Annotated in this window: 17 protein-coding genes; 7 read left to right on the top strand and 10 right to left on the bottom strand. The window is 71.2% G+C overall.

Translation table 11 applies throughout. The features are described from left to right. Nucleotides 1-27 precede the first annotated feature (27 nt). Nucleotides 28-399 (top strand): ArsR/SmtB family transcription factor, encoded by a 372-nt coding sequence (locus GA0070603_RS30495; RefSeq protein ID WP_091321142.1) that lies wholly within the window; start codon nt 28-30, stop codon nt 397-399. 70 nt (nt 400-469) lie between these two features. Here GA0070603_RS30495 and GA0070603_RS30490 read toward each other — a convergent pair whose 3' ends face one another. After that, on the bottom strand, nt 470-1030 hold the full coding sequence (locus GA0070603_RS30490; protein WP_091321140.1) for a TetR/AcrR family transcriptional regulator: 561 nt from the start codon (nt 1028-1030) through the stop codon (nt 470-472). A 90-nt stretch (nt 1031-1120) separates the two neighbouring features. Between GA0070603_RS30490 and GA0070603_RS30485 the strand changes: the two genes are divergently transcribed. Both GA0070603_RS30485 and GA0070603_RS30480 read left to right on the top strand, forming a co-directional pair. Then, on the top strand, nt 1121-1990 hold the full coding sequence (locus tag GA0070603_RS30485) for an alpha/beta fold hydrolase (protein ID WP_091321138.1): 870 nt from the start codon (nt 1121-1123) through the stop codon (nt 1988-1990). A 4-nt stretch (nt 1991-1994) separates the two neighbouring features. After that, nucleotides 1995-2543 (top strand): HPP family protein, encoded by a 549-nt coding sequence (locus tag GA0070603_RS30480; RefSeq protein ID WP_208862972.1) that lies wholly within the window; start codon nt 1995-1997, stop codon nt 2541-2543. Here the strand turns inward: GA0070603_RS30480 and GA0070603_RS30475 are convergent. The 4 genes from GA0070603_RS30475 to GA0070603_RS30460 all read right to left on the bottom strand — a co-directional run bounded on the left by GA0070603_RS30475 (nt 2498) and on the right by GA0070603_RS30460 (nt 6004). Further along, complete coding sequence (locus GA0070603_RS30475) at nt 2498-2956, bottom strand: peroxiredoxin family protein (RefSeq protein ID WP_091321135.1); 459 nt, start codon at nt 2954-2956, stop codon at nt 2498-2500. The two genes, GA0070603_RS30480 and GA0070603_RS30475, sit on opposite strands and share 46 nt — an antisense overlap. A gap of 45 nt (nt 2957-3001) precedes the next feature. Next, nucleotides 3002-3256 (bottom strand): RNA polymerase sigma factor, encoded by a 255-nt coding sequence (locus tag GA0070603_RS30470; protein WP_091321133.1) that lies wholly within the window; start codon nt 3254-3256, stop codon nt 3002-3004. A gap of 106 nt (nt 3257-3362) precedes the next feature. Then, the gene (locus GA0070603_RS30465; RefSeq protein WP_091321131.1) at nt 3363-5249 is read right to left on the bottom strand and encodes an FtsX-like permease family protein; all 1887 of its coding nucleotides are present in this window, start codon (nt 5247-5249) and stop codon (nt 3363-3365) included. Further along, nucleotides 5246-6004: an ABC transporter ATP-binding protein gene (locus tag GA0070603_RS30460; protein WP_091321128.1), complete on the bottom strand. Its 759-nt coding sequence runs from the start codon at nt 6002-6004 to the stop codon at nt 5246-5248. The genes GA0070603_RS30465 and GA0070603_RS30460 overlap by 4 nt, the downstream gene beginning before the upstream one ends. 106 nt (nt 6005-6110) lie before the next feature. Here GA0070603_RS30460 and GA0070603_RS30455 point away from each other — a divergent pair, with 106 nt between their 5' ends. From GA0070603_RS30455 to GA0070603_RS30440, 4 genes are all read left to right on the top strand, one after another. Then, complete coding sequence (locus GA0070603_RS30455) at nt 6111-7322, top strand: sensor histidine kinase (RefSeq protein ID WP_091321126.1); 1212 nt, start codon at nt 6111-6113, stop codon at nt 7320-7322. Next, entirely contained in the window at nt 7298-7963 is a 666-nt protein-coding gene (locus tag GA0070603_RS30450; protein WP_091321124.1) for a response regulator transcription factor, read from the top strand. Before GA0070603_RS30455 ends, GA0070603_RS30450 begins: the two co-directional genes overlap by 25 nt. Nucleotides 7964-8135: 172 nt before the next feature. Further along, nucleotides 8136-9884, top strand: coding sequence for a hypothetical protein (locus tag GA0070603_RS30445; RefSeq protein WP_091321122.1), 1749 nt, complete (start codon nt 8136-8138; stop codon nt 9882-9884). Between the two features lie 129 nt (nt 9885-10013). Further along, complete coding sequence (locus GA0070603_RS30440) at nt 10014-10358, top strand: hypothetical protein (RefSeq protein WP_139131957.1); 345 nt, start codon at nt 10014-10016, stop codon at nt 10356-10358. A gap of 237 nt (nt 10359-10595) precedes the next feature. Here GA0070603_RS30440 and GA0070603_RS30435 read toward each other — a convergent pair whose 3' ends face one another. The 5 genes from GA0070603_RS30435 to GA0070603_RS30415 form a co-directional block, all read right to left on the bottom strand. Further along, nucleotides 10596-11294 carry an SDR family oxidoreductase gene (locus GA0070603_RS30435; RefSeq protein ID WP_244282658.1) on the bottom strand — a complete coding sequence of 233 codons (699 nt, stop codon included), beginning with the start codon at nt 11292-11294 and terminating at the stop codon, nt 10596-10598. A 339-nt stretch (nt 11295-11633) separates the two neighbouring features. Further along, complete coding sequence (locus GA0070603_RS30430; protein ID WP_091321115.1) at nt 11634-13205, bottom strand: glycosyltransferase; 1572 nt, start codon at nt 13203-13205, stop codon at nt 11634-11636. Between the two features lie 24 nt (nt 13206-13229). After that, complete coding sequence (gene ectB / locus GA0070603_RS30425) at nt 13230-14483, bottom strand: diaminobutyrate--2-oxoglutarate transaminase (protein ID WP_091321113.1); 1254 nt, start codon at nt 14481-14483, stop codon at nt 13230-13232. Then, the gene (locus tag GA0070603_RS30420) at nt 14480-15430 is read right to left on the bottom strand and encodes an ornithine carbamoyltransferase (protein WP_167544616.1); all 951 of its coding nucleotides are present in this window, start codon (nt 15428-15430) and stop codon (nt 14480-14482) included. Before GA0070603_RS30420 ends, ectB begins: the two co-directional genes overlap by 4 nt. Before the next feature lie 5 nt (nt 15431-15435). Beyond that, entirely contained in the window at nt 15436-16623 is a 1188-nt protein-coding gene (locus GA0070603_RS30415) for a scyllo-inosamine-4-phosphate amidinotransferase (RefSeq protein ID WP_208862971.1), read from the bottom strand. Between the last annotated feature and the right edge of the window lie 71 nt (nt 16624-16694).

Below are 16694 nucleotides of genomic sequence, written 5' to 3'. Positions count from 1 at the left end.
CAGCGTATCGATGGTGTTGGTGGGACGATGCATGACGTGGGAACCCCGAAAACCGCCGCACCTGCTGTCTCGCCGCTTGCCGGTGAGCCGATCAAGCGTGCCGACGCCGAACGGCTCGCGGGAGTGCTGAAGGCCGTCGCCGACCCGGCCCGGCTGCGACTGCTCAGTCTGATCCAGTCCGCTCCCGAGGGCGAGGCGTCCGTCACCGACCTCACCACGCCGCTCGGCCTCTCCCAGCCGACCGTCAGCCATCATCTCCGGATCCTCACCGAGGCCGGCCTGCTGGAGCGGGAGAAGCGGGGCGTCTGGGCGTACTACCGCCTGGTGCCGTCCGCGATCGCGGCGATCGCCGAGCTGTTGACGCCACCCCGCAAGCGGGCGACCAGGAAGGCCCGCTGACCGACGCTGCCGTAGCCGTGCAGCGGCGGCTCGCAACCGTGGAGCTGATCGACGGCGTTCGGCGGGACGGTCAGTCCGGCACGCCCTCGTCGAGCAGGCGCTGCGCGGCCTCGCGGGCTTCGCGGGCCGGCTCGGGGCTGCCGGCGATCGCCGCGGTGACCATCGCCCCGTTCGCCAGGATGAGCAGTTGCCCGACGCGCGCCGGTGGCAGGTCCGCGGCCGCGACCAGGGCGGCGATGTGGTCGGCGAAGGCCCGCTTGTGGGTACGGACGATCTCGGCGACGTTCTCCGACCCGGCGCCGAGTTCGACGAAGGAGTTGATGAAGGCGCACCCTCGGTAGTCGGGCTGGCGGAACCACTCGTAGAGGTAGTCGAAGACCGCCAGGATCCGCTCCGTCGGGGTCGTCCGCGCCGACGTGTACGCCTCCAGCTCCGCGCGGATGGCCAGGTCCCGCCGCCGGAGCACCGCCTCGACCAGGTGCTCCTTGGAGGGGAAGAGCTGGTAGGTGCGCTTGAGCGAGACGCCGGAGGCCGCCCGGATGGCGTCCATGCCGACGGCCTGGATACCGCGCTCGTAGAAGAGCGTGTCGGCCGCGTCGAGCAGTTGGGTCTCGGCCGTCGTGTGGTCCATGTCAAAGCCCCTTGCGCGGAGAACTGTCGTTCTCCTACGGTAGCAACCAGCCGGAGAACGACCGTTCTCCACCGTCGTCGAGGAGTCGGCATGTCGCCCTTCGCCACCCGCCATCACCTGGTCACCGTCGCCGGCCAGCAGGTCTTCTACCGCGAGGCGGGGGATCCGAGCCGGCCGACGTTGGTCCTGCTGCACGGCTTCCCCACCAGCTCGCACATGTTCCGCAACCTCATCCCCGCGCTGGCCGACGAGTTCCACCTCGTCGCCCCCGACCACGTCGGCTTCGGGCAGTCGTCGGCCCCGCCGGTGGACCGGTTCGACTACAGCTTCGAACGGCTCACCGACATCACGCTCGGCCTGCTCGACACCCTCGGCATCGACCGGTTCGCGCTGTACCTGCACGACTACGGGGCACCGATCGGCCTGCGGATCGCCAGCCGCCACCCGCAGCGGGTCACCGGGCTGATCACCCAGAGCGGCAACGCCTACACGGAGGGCTTCACGCCGTTCTGGAACGTCCTGTTCGACCACGCCAAGGACCGCCAGGCCCACGAGCCCGCGGTCCGGCGACTGCTGGAGGTGGACGCGACCCGCTGGCAGTACACCCACGGCGTGCCGGCGGACCGCCTGGACCGGATCGCCCCGGAGACGTGGCTGCTCGACCAGACCGGCCTGGACCGGCCCGGCAACAAGGAGATCCAGCTGCAACTCTTCTGGGACTACCAGTTCAACCTGGACGCCTACCCGGACTTCCAGCGGTACTTCCGTCAGCACCGGCCGCCCACGCTCGTCACCTGGGGCCGGCACGACGAGATCTTCGGCGCCGCCGGCGCCGAGGCGTACGCCCGGGATCTGCCCGACGCTGAGGTCCATCTGCTGGACACCGGTCACTTCGCGCTGGAGACCCACGGCGACGAGATCGCCGGACTGATTCGTGCCTTCCTGCGGCGGACGCGGTAGAGCCGTGTCTGCCGTCACCCTGCGGTCACGAACCAGCCGTCGGGAGGCCAGGGTCGTCGCGCTGAGCGCGGGCAGCATGCTGCTCGGCGCGGCGGCCCTGCTCGCCGTCACCGAACAGCTGACCGGTCTGGACGTCTTCGCGTTGCCCTTCGTCGCGACGGCGGCGGTCCTGGCCATGGCGCCCCGCGCGCCGCTGGCCCGACCCGCCGCAGTGCTGATCAGCTACGGGTCCTGCACCCCGATCGCGGTGGCGATCACGGCCGCCGCGGGCCCTTCGGTGTGGACCGCGACCGCGGCAGCGGTGTCCTCGGTGGTCGCCATGCTGCTGCTGGAGGCGCCGCACGCACCGGCGGCCGTCTGCGCCGCGTTCATCGGGCTGACCGGCACCAGCCCCGGCTATCCCCTTCACACGGTGCTGCCCGCTGTGTCGATCGTGCTCGGGACGGCGCTGGTCAGCGGGCGGCTCCTTCCCCGCTACGACTACCGGCCGTCCTGGCGCGGGTGTGGTCACCGCAGTGCGGTCAGGGCGCGCAGCACGGCCGCGCGGTCGTAGCCGGCCGTCGGCAACGTCGCCGCCTTGATGTACCTGACGAGTCCGGCCTGGTCGACGAGGATCGTGCCGGACCGCTGCACGGCCCCGAACACCGTACGCAGGAGGCCGACCGCCTCGTGGGCGCTGCCGTACGCCCCGGTCACGACCGGGAACGGCAGCGCCTGCCGGGCCGCCCACGCGCGGGCGGTCGCCAGCCCCTCCGGTACGACGACCACGATCCGCGCCCCGAGGGCGGCGTACTCGTCGACGTGCCGCGCCAGATCACGCACGTGCCGAACGCAGACCGGGCAGGTGGTGGCCCGCATGAAGTACAGGAGCACGTGCGTCCGGTCCAGGTAGTCGTGCAACCGGACGGAGGCGCCGGTTGCGTCGACCAGGTCCAGGTCGGGCACGGGGGTGTTGATGTCGAGCATGGTGAACTCCCGGAAGAGGCGGAAGGAGAGGAATGGAGAAGGCGCTCAGTGCCGCAGCGCGGCCTTGACGTTCGTGCGCGCCCGGTGCAGTTGGGACTTCATCGCGGCGAGGCTCAGTCCGAGGCTGTCCGCGACCGCGCGGCCCGGGTATCCCTGCACATCACGAAGGACGAGCACGCGGGTGTGCGCGAAGCGCAGGACGTGCGGACGGGTGTTGGCGACCAGCGCGGTCAGCGACTCGACGTGGCCGTCCCGGGCGGCGGCGACCAGTTGCGCGCTGGCCCACTCGGCACCGCTCATGCCCCGCCCTCCCGTCCGGCTCGATGCGTTCGACACCCCCGTAAGAGTGGGCCCGCGGCGAAAAGGATTCGCGGACCGGGGTACGAGCTGACCCTGGGGCTGGCCGCTATCGACGGCTGACCCGTATGCCGGTCACCGCGGCGGTCGCGGCCAGCGCCACGCAGACGACCGCGATGCCGATCAGCGGCAGCCAGGGGACCGTGACGGGGACGGCGACGCCGGTGCCCGCGAGGTCGGCAGTGGTGGCGCGGCGGACCAGCCAGCCGAGGAACGCGGTGGTGGCGGCCCCGAGGAGCAGGCCGGCGCCGGTGACCAGGGCTGCCTGCCACAGCGCCGAGCGGCGTACCTGCCGGGGGGTCGCGCCGAGGAGTCGTACGAGTTGGTGGGGTCGGCGCCGTTGCGCGGCGCCGATCAGGGTGGCGTTGACGATGGCCAGGGCCGAGTAGAGGCCGGCCGGTCCGAGCAGGATGGTCAGGCCGAGGTTGTTGGCCCGCCGGGTGGCGGCCGCGGTCCGGTCGATCCAGTCGTCGGCGGCGAGGACCTCGTTGCCAGGGCCGGTAAGGGTCTGCTTCAGCGAGCGGGCGAGGTCGTCCGGGGACAGGCCGGGGCGCGGCATGACGAAGGCCGTGACGGCCCCGGAGTCGAGGTCGGGCGCGAGGTCGGCGGGGATCAGCACCTCGCCGTAGAGGTCGGGGGCGTCCGCGACGACCGCCACCACGCGCAGGTCGACGGGACGGCCGTCGATGCGGGCGTGGAGGGTGGCGCCGAGTCCGGTCTCGGCGTCGATCGCCCGGCTCCGCGTCACCGCGGCCACCGGTCCCCGGAAGTCCGCCAGGCTGCCCTGCACGGCGCTCAGGCCGCGCGCCGCTGTCGCCGCGTCCGCGTTGACGAGATCGACGTCCTGATCATCGTCGCCCATCGGGAGCTGGACTGTCCGGCGGACGTCGGCCACGGCCACGGCCGGATGGTCGGCGAGCGCGGTGGCGGCGCCCGGGTCGGTGGTCGACACGACGACGGGCGCTGCGAGGTGGGCCCGGTCCTGGGCGCTCGTCCAGTCGACGCTGAAGCTGAGCGCGAGCAGCATCGATCCGGCGATGGCGGAGATGGCGACGACCGGCGCGGCGACGGCCGTGGTCGTCCGGACATCGGCGCGCAGCTCGTCCCGGGCCAGGCGCGCGGTGACGTCATGGTCGACGAACGGTCGCGCGAGCAGCCCGGTCAGGCGCGGGATCACCAGCGGCCCGACCGCCATGAGGCCGACCACGACGACCTCGGGGAGCAGGACGGCGAAGATGAGCGTGAACAGCGGGGCGATGCGGGGGGCGAGTATCGCCGCGGCGACGGCGGCGGCCAGGCTGAGCGCGGCGATCAGCGCCTGCCCGACCGTGAGGCGTCCGCGGTCGACGGTTGCCTCGCGCAGCGCGGCGGCGGGCGGGATCGTGGCGGCCCGCCGCGACGAACGCCACGCTCCGAGGAGAGCCACGGAGACACCGCAGCCGCCGGCCACGAGCCATGCGGTCCAGGGGGAGGGAGGGGCGAGGCGGAGGTCGGAGATCCCGAGGGTGTGCGGGAGCCGGAGGGCCACCGGGGTGAGCAGTGTGGCGAGCCCGGAGCCGACGACGGTCGCGGCGAGGGCCACGACGGCCGACTCGCCGAGGATCAGGCGGCGCACCTGCCGGGGCGTGGCGCCGACGAGGCGGAGCAGGCCGAGGGTACGGCGGCGGGTGGCCACCGCGAAACCGAAGGTGCTGCCGACGACGAAGAGCGCCAGGAACAGCGCGACGGCTGACATGATCCCGAACATCGAGGTCAGATCGTCCAGTTGGCGGCGCTGGTCGGCGGTCACCCCGCGGGCCAAAGTGGCGTCGACCGCGCCGATGAGGATCACGGTGACGCCGATCAGCACGACGCCGACCGCCATGGCGACGAAGGCGCCCAGATAGGCGGCCCAGGACGTCCGTACGGTCCGGCGGGCGAGGAAGGCGACGCTCATCGCTGCCCACCGTCGGGCTCCGTCACCCGTTCGAGGTCGTTCATCCGCTGGGCGACCTGCGCTGCGTCGGCGCCGTGGAGGCGGGCGACCAGTCGCCCGTCGGCCAGGAACAGCACCTCGTCGGCGTACGACGCGGCGAGCGGGTCGTGGGTGACCATCACTACCGTCTGCCCGTCGTCGGCCACCTCGCGCAACAGGTGCAGGACGACCCGGCCCGTGCCACGGTCCAGCGCGCCGGTGGGCTCGTCGGCGAACAGGACAGCCGGGCGGCTGTAGAGGGCCCGGGCGATCGCCACCCGCTGCTGCTGGCCGCCCGACAGCTCCGGCGGCCGCCGGTGGGCCAGGTCGTGCAACCCCACCCGCCTCAGTGCGTCGAGAACGGCGGCTCGATCGATCGGCTGTCCCGCGAGCCGGGCCGGTAGGGCCACGTTGTCGTACGCCGTCAGCGCGTCGAGCAGGTTGTACGACTGGAACACGAAGGCCATGGCCGTACGGCGGAAGCTTGTCAGCGCGGTCTCGTCGAGCCGTCCCAGATCGGTGTCGCCGATGGTGACGCGACCCCGCGACGGTCGGTCGAGGCCGGCGGCAAGCTGGAGCAGGGTCGACTTGCCCGACCCGGACGGCCCCATGACGGCGGTGAAGGTGCCCCGCCGGAAGCGGTGGGTGACGCCGCGCAGTGCCGGGACCTGGCCGGCGCGCGAGTGGTAGGTGCGGGACACCCCGTCGAGGGTGATCGCAATGGTGTCGGTGGGCATGGGTCCATGCCACCCGGGACGGGCGGTCCGCGCAGTGGCCCGCACGCCCCGAAGGGGTAGCGCGGGCGCTACCTCGGAGCGGGCGGGGAGCCCGTAGGGTCCAGGCGTGAGCTCGTACCCGGACGCCTGGAGTGCCGTCCGCGCGCGCCCGGACCGGTTCCTCGTCTCACCGTGGCCGTGGTGGTCGCTCGGCTACCTGGCCTCGACCGTGCCACTCGGGATCGCCGTCCTTGTCGGACTCGTCACCCTCGTGGGCCTCGGGCTGCTGACCGTGGTGATCCTGGTGGGCCTCGTCATCCTGGCCGGCGTGCCGAGACTCGCCGGGGCCGTCGCGAGCATGGAGCGGTTTCGGCTGCGGCTCGTGCTCCCCGTTCCCGTGGGTGGGTCCGCCGGCCGCTGGCCCGAGATCGGTCACGCGGTGCTGCTCGCCACCGTGCTGTGGGTGGTCGATGCCGTCGCGCTGCTCCTGGTGCCGGTACCGGCGGTGCTCCTGCTCGCGCCGTGGCTGGTCGGGTACGAGCCGGTCGAGGTGACCGGATGGCGCATCGAGACACGGGCCGAAGCCTGGTTCGCCGTTCCGGCCGGCGTCGTGGTTCTCGTCGCCCTGGCGTACGTCATGACCTGGCTCGCGTGCGGCCAGGCGGCGCTGGTGCGGACGCTGCTCGCCGCGCCCGACGCGCAACTGACCGCCGCCGTGGCCGACCTGCGCCGCTCCCGCCGGGGACTTGTCGACGCGTTCGAGGTCGAACGCCGTCGGATCGAGCGCGATCTGCACGACGGCGTGCAGCAGCGTCTCGTCGCGCTCGCCATGACCCTGGGCAGCGCCGAACTGGAGGTCTCCGACGGCCGCAGCCTGGTGCTGCTGCGCGAGGCCCAGCGGCAGGCCGAGGCGGCACTGGGCGAGCTGCGGGCAACGATCCGGGGCATCCATCCCCAGGTGCTGAGCGACCACGGCCTCGCGCCGGCGGTCCACGAGATCGCCGACGCCTCCCCCGTGCCCGTCGCGGTCGATCTTCAGGTCCCGCGACTGCCCGGACCCGTCGAGACCGCCGCCTACTTCTTCGTCAGCGAGGCGCTGACGAACATCGCCCGCCACGCCGGGGCCCGCTCGGCGACGGTGCACGGCTGGATCCACCGCGGCGATCTCATCGTCACCGTCGTCGATGACGGCGTCGGCGGCGCGGACCCGGCCCGGGGCACGGGGTTGGCCGGGCTGGCGGCCCGGCTCGCCGCGCTCGACGGCCAGGTGACGGTGGCCAGCCCTGCCGGAGGTCCGACGGAGGTGAGGATGCAGTGCCCGACAAGCCAACCGGCCTGAGGATCGTGCTCGCCGAGGACGCCGCGCTGCTGCGGGAGGGCCTCGTCGGAATCCTGGAGCGGGCGGGCCACCACGTCATCGCCGCGGTCGGCGACGCGCCCGCGCTGCGCGCCTACGTCGACGGGACCGCGCCCGACGTCGTCATCACCGACATCCGCATGCCGCCCACCCACACCGACGAGGGCCTGCGCGCCGCGGTGGAGATCCGCGACGGCCATCCGCGCCTGGGCATCCTGCTGCTGTCCGCGTACATCGCCGACGCCTACGTCGCGCAACTCCTCGACGCCACGGGTGGCGGCGGGATCGGCTACCTCCTCAAGGACCGCGTCGGGCACGTCCGGGAGTTCCTCGAAAGCGTCGCGCGGGTCGCCGAGGGCGGCACCGTGATCGATCCCGACGTGGTCCGCCATCTGCTGGCCCGCCGGCGCGACGACGGACCGCTCGCCACCCTGACCGACCGGGAACGTGAGGTGCTGGCCCTCATGGCCGAGGGCCACACCAACAACTCCATCGCCGCCCGGCTGTTCGTCAGCGAGGCCGCCGTCCGCAAGCACATCGGCAGCATCTTCGCCAAGCTGCCCCTCGACCCCGACCGCGACCGCCGCGTCTCCGCCGTGCTCACCTACCTGCGACGGGCGTGAAGCCGCGTCGTCGAGCGGCACCCCGGCCCCTCGCGACCTGCGCCACCCGGTCATCAGCCGGATTGTCACTTCCCGCACCAAGCTGCAGACGCGATTCACCCTGCGGTTTGGCGGTGACCGCCCCATAGGGTTTCCCAAGGGATCTACCGTTGTGGATCGATGGGAGGACCACGTGATCGACGGAAGTCAACGACGACGCATCCGACGTCTGGCGGGCCTGGGAGTCGGCGTACTCCTGGCCAGCCTGCTCACGCCCGCTCACACCGCCCAGGCACAACCGGACCCGGCGCCCGCGACCGGCAAGGCGACCTTCAGCAAGCCGGCCGCCTTCGACGTGACCGCGCCCCTGCGCGACGTCGCGCGCACCGCCCGGCGCTCGCCGGCGCCGACACCGCCGCTGTTGCCCGAGGAGCGCGGCCCGCGGCTGAGCGACCGCGGCCACTCCCCCGACAAGGCGGTCCAGGCCAGGAAGCCGCCAAGGACGATCGGCGCCACCACCGCGAACTTCGAAGGCCTGAGCAACCAGGACAACTTCACCGTCCTCGGCGGCCGGGTCAACCCGCCCGATCCGGTCGGTGACGTCGGGCCGAACCACTACGTCGAGATGGTCAACCTCGTCTTCGGCGTCTACGCCAAGAACGGTCGCCTGCTGCTCGGCCCCCTGGCGTTGGGGGACCTGTGGGCGGGCTTCGCGGTTGACGAGTGCGCCGAGAACTCCGGCGATCCGGTCGTCCTCTACGACCAGCGGGCCGACCGGTGGATCCTCACCCAGTTCACCACCCGCGGCTCGGACTACCCGGACGAGCCGGCCAACCTGTTCTACAACTGCGTCGCCATCTCCACCACCGGCGACCCGACCGGCTCCTACTACCGCTACGCCTTCAGCACCGGCTACAACTTCCCCGACTATCCGAAGTACGGGGTCTGGGGCGATTCCTACCTGATCACGACCCGTGAGTTCGGCACCGTCGACGCCTCCGTCTACGGCATCGGCGTCTACGGACTCGAGCGCAGCCGGATGATCGCCGGCGACCCGAACGCCCGGGCGGTGAGCTTCCTGCTCCAGGAGGGCAAGGTTCCGCTCAACCTCATCGGCGACGGTCTGCTCCCCGCCGACGTCGACGGACCGAAGGCACCGCCGGCCGGTTCCCCCGCGCCGATCGTCGGCACCCAGGACGACGGCGCCGGCTACGGCGCGGCCTTCGACGCCGTCAACGTCTGGGAGTTCAACGTCATCTGGAATGCCGCTCCGAGCGCCTCCATCGGCCTCAAGACCCAACTTCCCACTGCCGAGTTCGATTCGGTGTTCCCCTGCCAGCCGACCGCTCGTGACTGCCTGCCCCAGCCCGGCATCACCAACCGCGACCAGTACCTCGACGTGCTCTCCTACCGGCAGCGGCCCACCTGGCGGCTCGCCTACCGCACGTTCGGCTCGTACGAGTCCATGGTCACCAACCAGTCCGTGGAGGCGCTGCCCGGCCAAGCCGGCATGCGCTGGTGGGAACTGCGCCGCGACAAGCGCGGCAGGTACACCATCCACCAGGAAGGCACCTTCGCCCCCAACGACACCGTCAACCGCTGGATGGGCAGCGTCGCCCAGGACCGCAAGGGCAACATCGGAGCCGGCTACAGCGTTGTCAACGGCACCGACGTCTACCCCGGCATCCGCTACACCGGCCGCCTGGCCGGCGACCGGCGCGGCCAGTTCACCCTCGGCGAGGGAACCATCGTGAACGGCACCGCCGCCCAGACCAGCCTCAACTCCCGCTGGGGCGACTACAGCTCCATAAACATCGACCCCGTCGACGACTGCACCTTCTGGTACGTCAACGAGTACTACACCCAGGCCGGCGCAGCCCAGGCACCCACCGGCAACGGCTGGCAGACCCGCATCGCCAGCTTCCGCCTCCCCCACTGCTGACCTGCCCCGTCCGGGCGGGCGGCCACCCGGCCGCCCGCCCGGCACTCGCGGGACTCATCAATGGCTACCACGACAGTGTTTACCAATGGCGATCTCTCCAGGGGAGCGGGCCCGGGCGGGGACCGCGCCGTGCGCGTGCGTTTCGGTGACGAGTGGACGGACGCCTACCGCCGGCATGAACTTACGAGCGACGAACGCCTGGAGACAGACGGGGTGGTCATCGAGCGCGTCAGTCTCGGGGCGGTCGCCCGGAGCGACGTCGACGGCGGCAAGACGCTGCTGAAGGTGGCGTTCGACGACACCGCGTCGGCAGACCACTACGAGCGCTTCGAGTTGACGGCCGACGGCCTCGTGCGTACGGACGGAGCGATCGCCGAGAGCTTCGGCCCGGACGGACGGCTTATCGAGGTGATCGCCTTCGCTGAGCTCGCGCAGCGCGGCGTCGCCCCGCACTTCCTGTCCACCGAAGAATAGGCAACCGGAGTGTCCGGGGTGACCGGGGTATCCGCGGCAGCCACCGGCAGATGTCCTCTCGAAAGTGGAGGCTGCGGTGGCCTCCGCTGCGACCAGGACACGTGTACGGGGGCCTGCACGCTGGAGACGAGCGGCTCACTCAAGTGGTGCAAGTGCAGCTGACGGGCCATTGACGCCAGGCGGTGGCTCAATTCGTCGCCCGGTTCCTGTCCCGAGGCCCCGGGCCGGCACGAGGGTCTACCAGGGCAGTGGTCGCTGATCCCGGTAGAAGCCGCCGGTCGGTCCGTCGTCAGGCAGGGTGGCGGCCCACACGATGCCGGCCGCACCGTCGGCCACCGGGCGGCCGCCCGGGCCGCCCATGTCGGTGGCAACCCAGCCGGGACAGATGGCGTTCACCAGGATGCCGTCGCGGCGCAGTTCGGCCGCGAGCATCCGGGTGAGTGCGTTCAGCCCGACCTTGGACACCTTGTACGCAGGGGTGCCGCCGCCCATGCCGGTCAGGGAGCCGGCCTCGCTCGAGACGTTGACGATGCGCCCGTGGCCGCCGGCGCGCAGCAGTGGGAGCAGCGCCTGGGTCAGCGACCAGGCGCCGAACAGGTTGGTCTCCAGTGCGACGCGGACCGCGTCGAGATCGGCACCACTCGCCTCCGCCCAGGTGTCGTACGAGATGGCGGCGTTGTTGACCAGCACGTCGAGCCGTCCGTACCGGTCGCCGATGACGGCGGCGAGAGCGGTCGCGGCGGCGGGATCGGTCACGTCCAGCGGGTACGGGACGACTGTGCCGCCCATGGCGGCCAGTTCGTCGGCGGCCGCGGCGGCCTTGTTCGTGTCCCGGGCGGTGAGCAGGACGGTGTCGCCACGGGCGGAGAGTTGGCGGGCGACCTCCTTGCCGATGCCCCGGTTGGCCCCGGTGACCACGGCAACTCGCTTGGACACGGCGCTTCTCCTCATCCTCCGGTCCGGCTCAGGTCATGATCTTCACCGCCGACGCGTGCAGGATATTGCATCCTCGGCGTCGAATCCGTCATCGGTCTGACTGGCTCCGGCGCTGTCACCCCCCGCCGGTCGGGCCTCCGTCACCAGGCGCATCGCCCGGGCAAACGACCTGAGCCACACCCAACCAACCCGGAGGCCCGGAACCCGCTCATCACGGCCGTCGATTGCGGGTCATGCTCTTCTTCGGCGAGACGACATGATCACCGAAGGCCGTCTTCGTGTCCACCCACGACAGCGCGAAACATCAGACCAGAGAGCGTTCGGACGAACGACCGTGAGTCATGCGCGGATACTGCGATCGCCGCGCCGCGGATCCGGCGCGTGCCGTCCCGGATCAAGCTGCGCTAATCCGACGCGCCGGCCATCGTCCTCCACGTCTCGCGTGGCCGGCCCGGTGACCCGGGGCAGCACGAAGGCGTATCCGCTGGTGACGAGGGCCTCGGCGAGCGTGAGGGGCAGGCGCATTGTGTCCATCGACGGGCACGCCGTAAGGATCACTGGTTCCGCGGCTTCCGTTTCGACCGGATAGCTCGTCGACCCGCGGTGCGGGTCGTCGACGCGCAGAACGCCGTCGACGAGTTCCACCCACGGCGGCAGTACATACGATTCGCCCGCGTCGAAGGTCAGGGCGGCCCGCATGCCGTACGCCTCGAAGAACAGGCGCGCGACGGGGTCGGCGTAATCCTCGAAGATCTTCCGGCCGCCGCCGAACCGGGCCCGCTGGCGATCGAGATGTCGTTGCTCCGGCGACTTCGCCAGCGGCACGGCGTCGCCGCAGGGCCGGTCGAGCAGCGTGAGCGTGCGGGCAACCACGATGCGTTCAGAGAACGCGGTGCGGGCCCGGTCGAGGTCCGCATCGCTCACGGACACGGCGGACGCCCGCCCTAGGGCAAGCCGGATCGCGTGGGCCAGTGCTACCGGATCGATCGCCGGACCCGTCGTGGTCCGGTGGACCGGCACGAGGGTCAACTGCTCCGGAAACCATTGCCGGTACGCGACGTGGCCGCCCCACTCGGTCGTCACCACCTGCTGGCCGTTGACCAGGGAGGCGAGGACCGACGAGCCGAAGTTCTCGTCAGAGTGCAGACTCGGCGACACCATGGCGTGCGGTGCCGTGTGCACGTGGTCGAAGAGCCAGTCCCGCGGCATGAACCCGTGCCACGTCACCGTGTCTTCGAGACCAAGCCGCGCGGTCAGGCGCCGCAGGTATTCGCCGTAGTCGGGGAACGTCAGGCCCATGTTCGGGCTGCCCAGTCCGTCGACAGCGCCGTACACGTCCAGGCCCGGGGTCTCACCGTAGACCGCCCGGACGATCCACAGCGCGAGCAGCAGGGTGTGCAGGTTCTTCTGCTCCGAGACGCGGCCGACGTAGGCCAGCCGCACGGACACGGGCCCCTGTGGTCCACGGTTCAGCACGAACTGGTCCACGAGCGGAAACGGGATCGCGACAACGTCGGCTCGCGGGAAACAGCGGCGGGTCGCTGCGGCGTCAGCCTCCGACGAGCACACGAACGTGTCCCGCTCGGTCAGGATGTCCGCGAAGCCGCCGAACGCATGGAGGCCCTCGGTGGCATCGCCGTACATGTAGAGGATCATCGGTGGCCGCCCGGCCATCCGCTGCCGCAACGATGTGGCGACCTCGATGGTGCCGGGCGTCACCACGGTGACCACGATGCGCGTCGGCGCGAAGACGAGGACCTCCTCCACGACGTCCGGCGCCAGGGGCACGCGGAGCATCCGGACCTCCGCCCGGTCGGAGCGACCGATCGCGGTCCACACCCGCTCCACAGTCGGGAGTACCTCGGCCATGCTCCACCACCAGTCCTTCTCCCCGGTGGTCAGCACCAGCACCCGATCGCGCGACACCTCGCCGCCTCAGGCTCGGACGGCGGCGGCGAGCGCCGACTTCACCGAGGCGTCGAGGATCTCCAGCGCCAGGTCGATGTCCCCGCTGGCAACGGTCAGCGGCGGCATCAGCTTCACCACCTCGCCGTCCCGGCCGCAGGTCTCCACCAGCAGGCCGTGCTGGAACGCCGCGGCGCTCACCTGGTCGGCCGTCTCGCCCGACGGCGTCTGCAGGCCGCGGGCCAGACCGCGACCCAGGGTCGCCAGCCGCGCCTCGGGATAGGCGGCGGCGATCTGCTCGAGGCCGGCGGCGATCCGTCCGCCCTTGATCCGGACGGACGTGGCCAACGCGTCGTCGCTCCAGTAGGTGCGCATCGCCTCGGCGGCGGTCACGAACGCCGGGTTGAAACCGCGGAATGTGCCGTTGTGCTCGGCTGGTCGCCACACGTCCAGCTCGGGCCGGATCAGCGTGAGCGCCATCGGGAGTCCGTAGCCGCTGATGCCCTTCGACACGCAGACGACGTCCGGCACGATCCCGGCTTCCTCGAAGCTGAAGAACGATCCAGTACGCCCGCAGCCCATCTGGATGTCGTCGACGACGAGCAGGATCCCGTGCTGCCGGCATACTGCGGCCAGCTCGCGCAGCCACTCGGCCCGGGCGACGTTCATCCCGCCCTCCGCCTGCACGGTCTCCACGATGACGGCAGCCGTCCCGGCGAGCCCGCCGTCGGAGGCCGCGAGCCGTTCCTTGAGGTTCCCGACATCGCTGCAGCGGTCGTCGAAGGGAATTTCGGCGCGGTAGGCCAGCGGTATCCCGGCGCTGCCGCGAACGGCAGGGTTTCCGCTCACGGACAGCGCGCCGAGGGTCATGCCGTGGAACGCGTTCGCGAAATGGACGACCCACTGCCGGCCGGTGACCTTGCGCACCAGTTTGAGCGCTGCCTCCACCGCGTTCGCACCGGACGGCCCGGGGAACACGACCTTGTAGTCGAGCCCGCGCGGGGCGAGGATCCTCGACTCGAGCGTCTCCAACAGGTCGGCCCGGGCATCGGTCCACATGTCGAGGGCGTGGGTGACGCCGTCGTTCTCCAGGTAGGCGATCAGCGCCCGTTTCAGGACCGGATCGTTGTGGCCGTAGTTGAGGGTGCCGGCCCCGGCGAAGAAGTCCAGGTAGGGGGTGTCGTCGGGCGTGTGGAGCCAGCTGCCCCCGGCCCGGGTGAACACGGCCGGCCAACGGCGGCTGTAGCTGCGGACCTCGGACTCGCGGCGCTCGAAGACGTTCACGACGACTCCCCGGTCGACCACAGCAGGGCCGCCGCCGCGGCGGAGGCCTTGTGGCGCGCCTGGTTCGCCACGAGAGATGTCACGCCGACGCCATCCAGCACGTCGGACTCGACCTCCTGGTCACGAACGGCCGGCAGGTCGTGCATGAACACCGCCTCGGTCGATCCGCTGAACTGCTTCATCAGATCCTTGGTGACCGCGAACGGGGCGAACCGGGACGGCCAGTCGGCTTCCGGCCGGGGCGCGCCCATCGACTGCCACCGCGTCGTGTAGACCACGTCGACCGGCTCGGGTGCGGCCGGTACGGTGTCGAACTGGCGCACCGCGCCGACGCCGCGGATCGCGTTCAGCGCCGCCAGTTCGTCGACCGTGAAACCTGTCCCCTCTGGCCCGTACAGGTCGAGCCTCATGTGCGGCAGCGTCGCGGCAAGCAGTGCCAGCGAGCGGGCGGTGTTGTTCACCTCGCCCAGATAGGCGAGGTGCAGGTGCCCGGTGTCGCCGAAGTGGTCGCGCATCGCGCACAGGTCGGCGACGGCCTGGGTCGGATGCTCGTGGTACGACAGCGCGTTGATCGTCGCCGGGACCTGTCGGGCCAGGTCGACCATCTCGTGCTGCGGACCGTTGGTGCGCACCACGACCACATCGAGGTACTCGGCGAGGACCGCGCCGGTGTCGGCCCACGTCTCGCCGGTGGAAAGTTGGAGGTCGGTCGCCCCCATCGGCAGCACGTCGGCCCCGAGGGTCCGGGCCGCACTCCAGAACGACGTCCGCGTCCGGGTGGACGGCGCGGTGAAGACCAGGCCCACCTTCACGCCGCTCAACCGGCCGGCGAACTCCCGCGGCGCCTGCCCGTACCGGTAGGCGAGATCGGTCATGGCCACGATGTCGTCGGCGCGCAGGTCCGCCAGGCTCAGCAGCGCACGCCGGTTCGTCTGTCCGTCAGTCACGTCCATCAGTCCAGGTAGCTCTCAGGCCCGCCGTCACGCACCGTGTCGAGCGTGACGCAGTGGAATCCGCCGCCCAGCACCCGCGAATGGCGCAGCCGGCGAGGCACGACGGTGATGCCCTTGCCTTCCAGGAGGCGGATCAAGGCGGTCTGGTTCTGGTCGACCACTGCCGTCTCCGGATCGACCATGAGCAGGTTCATCCCCACCCACGGCGTGCTCAGGGTGTGCGGCAGCAACGGCGCCACCGGCTCTTCGATCGGCGGACACCAGATCACGTCCCAGCCTTTCAGCGGCTCGGGGATCGTCTCTGGTCGGACGCGTTCCGGGTTGAGCAGGACCAGGCCCGGGCGCAGGAAGCAGATCGTGCTGTCGATGTGCGTGCCCTGGTAGAGCCCCCGTAGCGGATGGACGCGAATGTCGCCGAGCATCCGCAGGGTCGACTCCAGCCACCGCAGGCCGATCTCGTTGCCGCTGCGCGACACCTGGTAGAAGACGTCGCGCCCGAGGCGCAGGACGTTGGCCGCCTCGAACGCCGGCTCGGCCTCGCCGAGCACCGGAGAGTCCGTCTCGTCGGTCGGGAACAGCTCGTCGCGCAGCTGCGGCCGGGGCGCGGAGATCCATTGCGCGCCTCGCAGCATGTAGTCCTGAAAGATGTCCCGCAGGCCGAAGATCTCGAAGTAGCGGGCCCGCACCGGACTCGGCACCTCGATGATTGTCGAGCCGACGACCAGGGTCAGGTCACGGGGACAGTATGAGGTGCGGCCCTGGCTGCGCCAGCCGAGTCCGCCGTATTCCAGGGAGGTGTCGACCGCCGTCTGGTGGTGCACCACGACGCCCAGCTCGCGCAGTGTGGTGACCAGGTCGGCCAGGTCTTCGTTGGTCTCCTCGACGACTCGCGCCGGAAAACTGCCGTGCTGGAATCCCTCGAGCTCCGAGCGTCGCAGCTCGGGGTAGCAGTTCAGCCAGGCCGAGGGGTCGGTCTGCGCCGGCATCCGGGAGCCGGTGGCGTCGCCGACGATGATCTCGCGGAGCGGGCTGAACTCGTCCCACGAATTCACCGCGGCCGCGGTGGTGGTGACCGGCCTGCTCGTAGTAGGGGTTTCGGTGATCAAAGCTCTCTCCGTCCAAGCCTGCGGTCGCGCCGACGCGCACGCGCGCGGGCAACCCGTCAACTGCCAGCGAGTAAGAACCATGCGAGTGGTGTCCGGGCACAGGCCGGCGGTCTCACGGCCGCAGGCGTGAGACCGTGCCTTCGGGCAATGCC

Source organism: Micromonospora chersina (assembly GCF_900091475.1).
GTDB lineage: Bacteria > Actinomycetota > Actinomycetes > Mycobacteriales > Micromonosporaceae > Micromonospora > Micromonospora chersina.
This window is presented reverse-complemented; position numbering and strand designations above follow the sequence as displayed.

Coding starts and splice junctions, on each gene's coding strand:
- GA0070603_RS30495 (WP_091321142.1), top strand. CDS start 28: ATGCATGACGTGGGAACCCCGAAAACCGCCGCACCTGCTGTCTCGCCG.
- GA0070603_RS30490 (WP_091321140.1), bottom strand. CDS start 1,030: ATGGACCACACGACGGCCGAGACCCAACTGCTCGACGCGGCCGACACG.
- GA0070603_RS30485 (WP_091321138.1), top strand. CDS start 1,121: ATGTCGCCCTTCGCCACCCGCCATCACCTGGTCACCGTCGCCGGCCAG.
- GA0070603_RS30475 (WP_091321135.1), bottom strand. CDS start 2,956: ATGCTCGACATCAACACCCCCGTGCCCGACCTGGACCTGGTCGACGCA.
- GA0070603_RS30470 (WP_091321133.1), bottom strand. CDS start 3,256: ATGAGCGGTGCCGAGTGGGCCAGCGCGCAACTGGTCGCCGCCGCCCGG.
- GA0070603_RS30465 (WP_091321131.1), bottom strand. CDS start 5,249: ATGAGCGTCGCCTTCCTCGCCCGCCGGACCGTACGGACGTCCTGGGCC.
- GA0070603_RS30460 (WP_091321128.1), bottom strand. CDS start 6,004: ATGCCCACCGACACCATTGCGATCACCCTCGACGGGGTGTCCCGCACC.
- GA0070603_RS30415 (WP_208862971.1), bottom strand. CDS start 16,623: ATGGTTCTTACTCGCTGGCAGTTGACGGGTTGCCCGCGCGCGTGCGCG.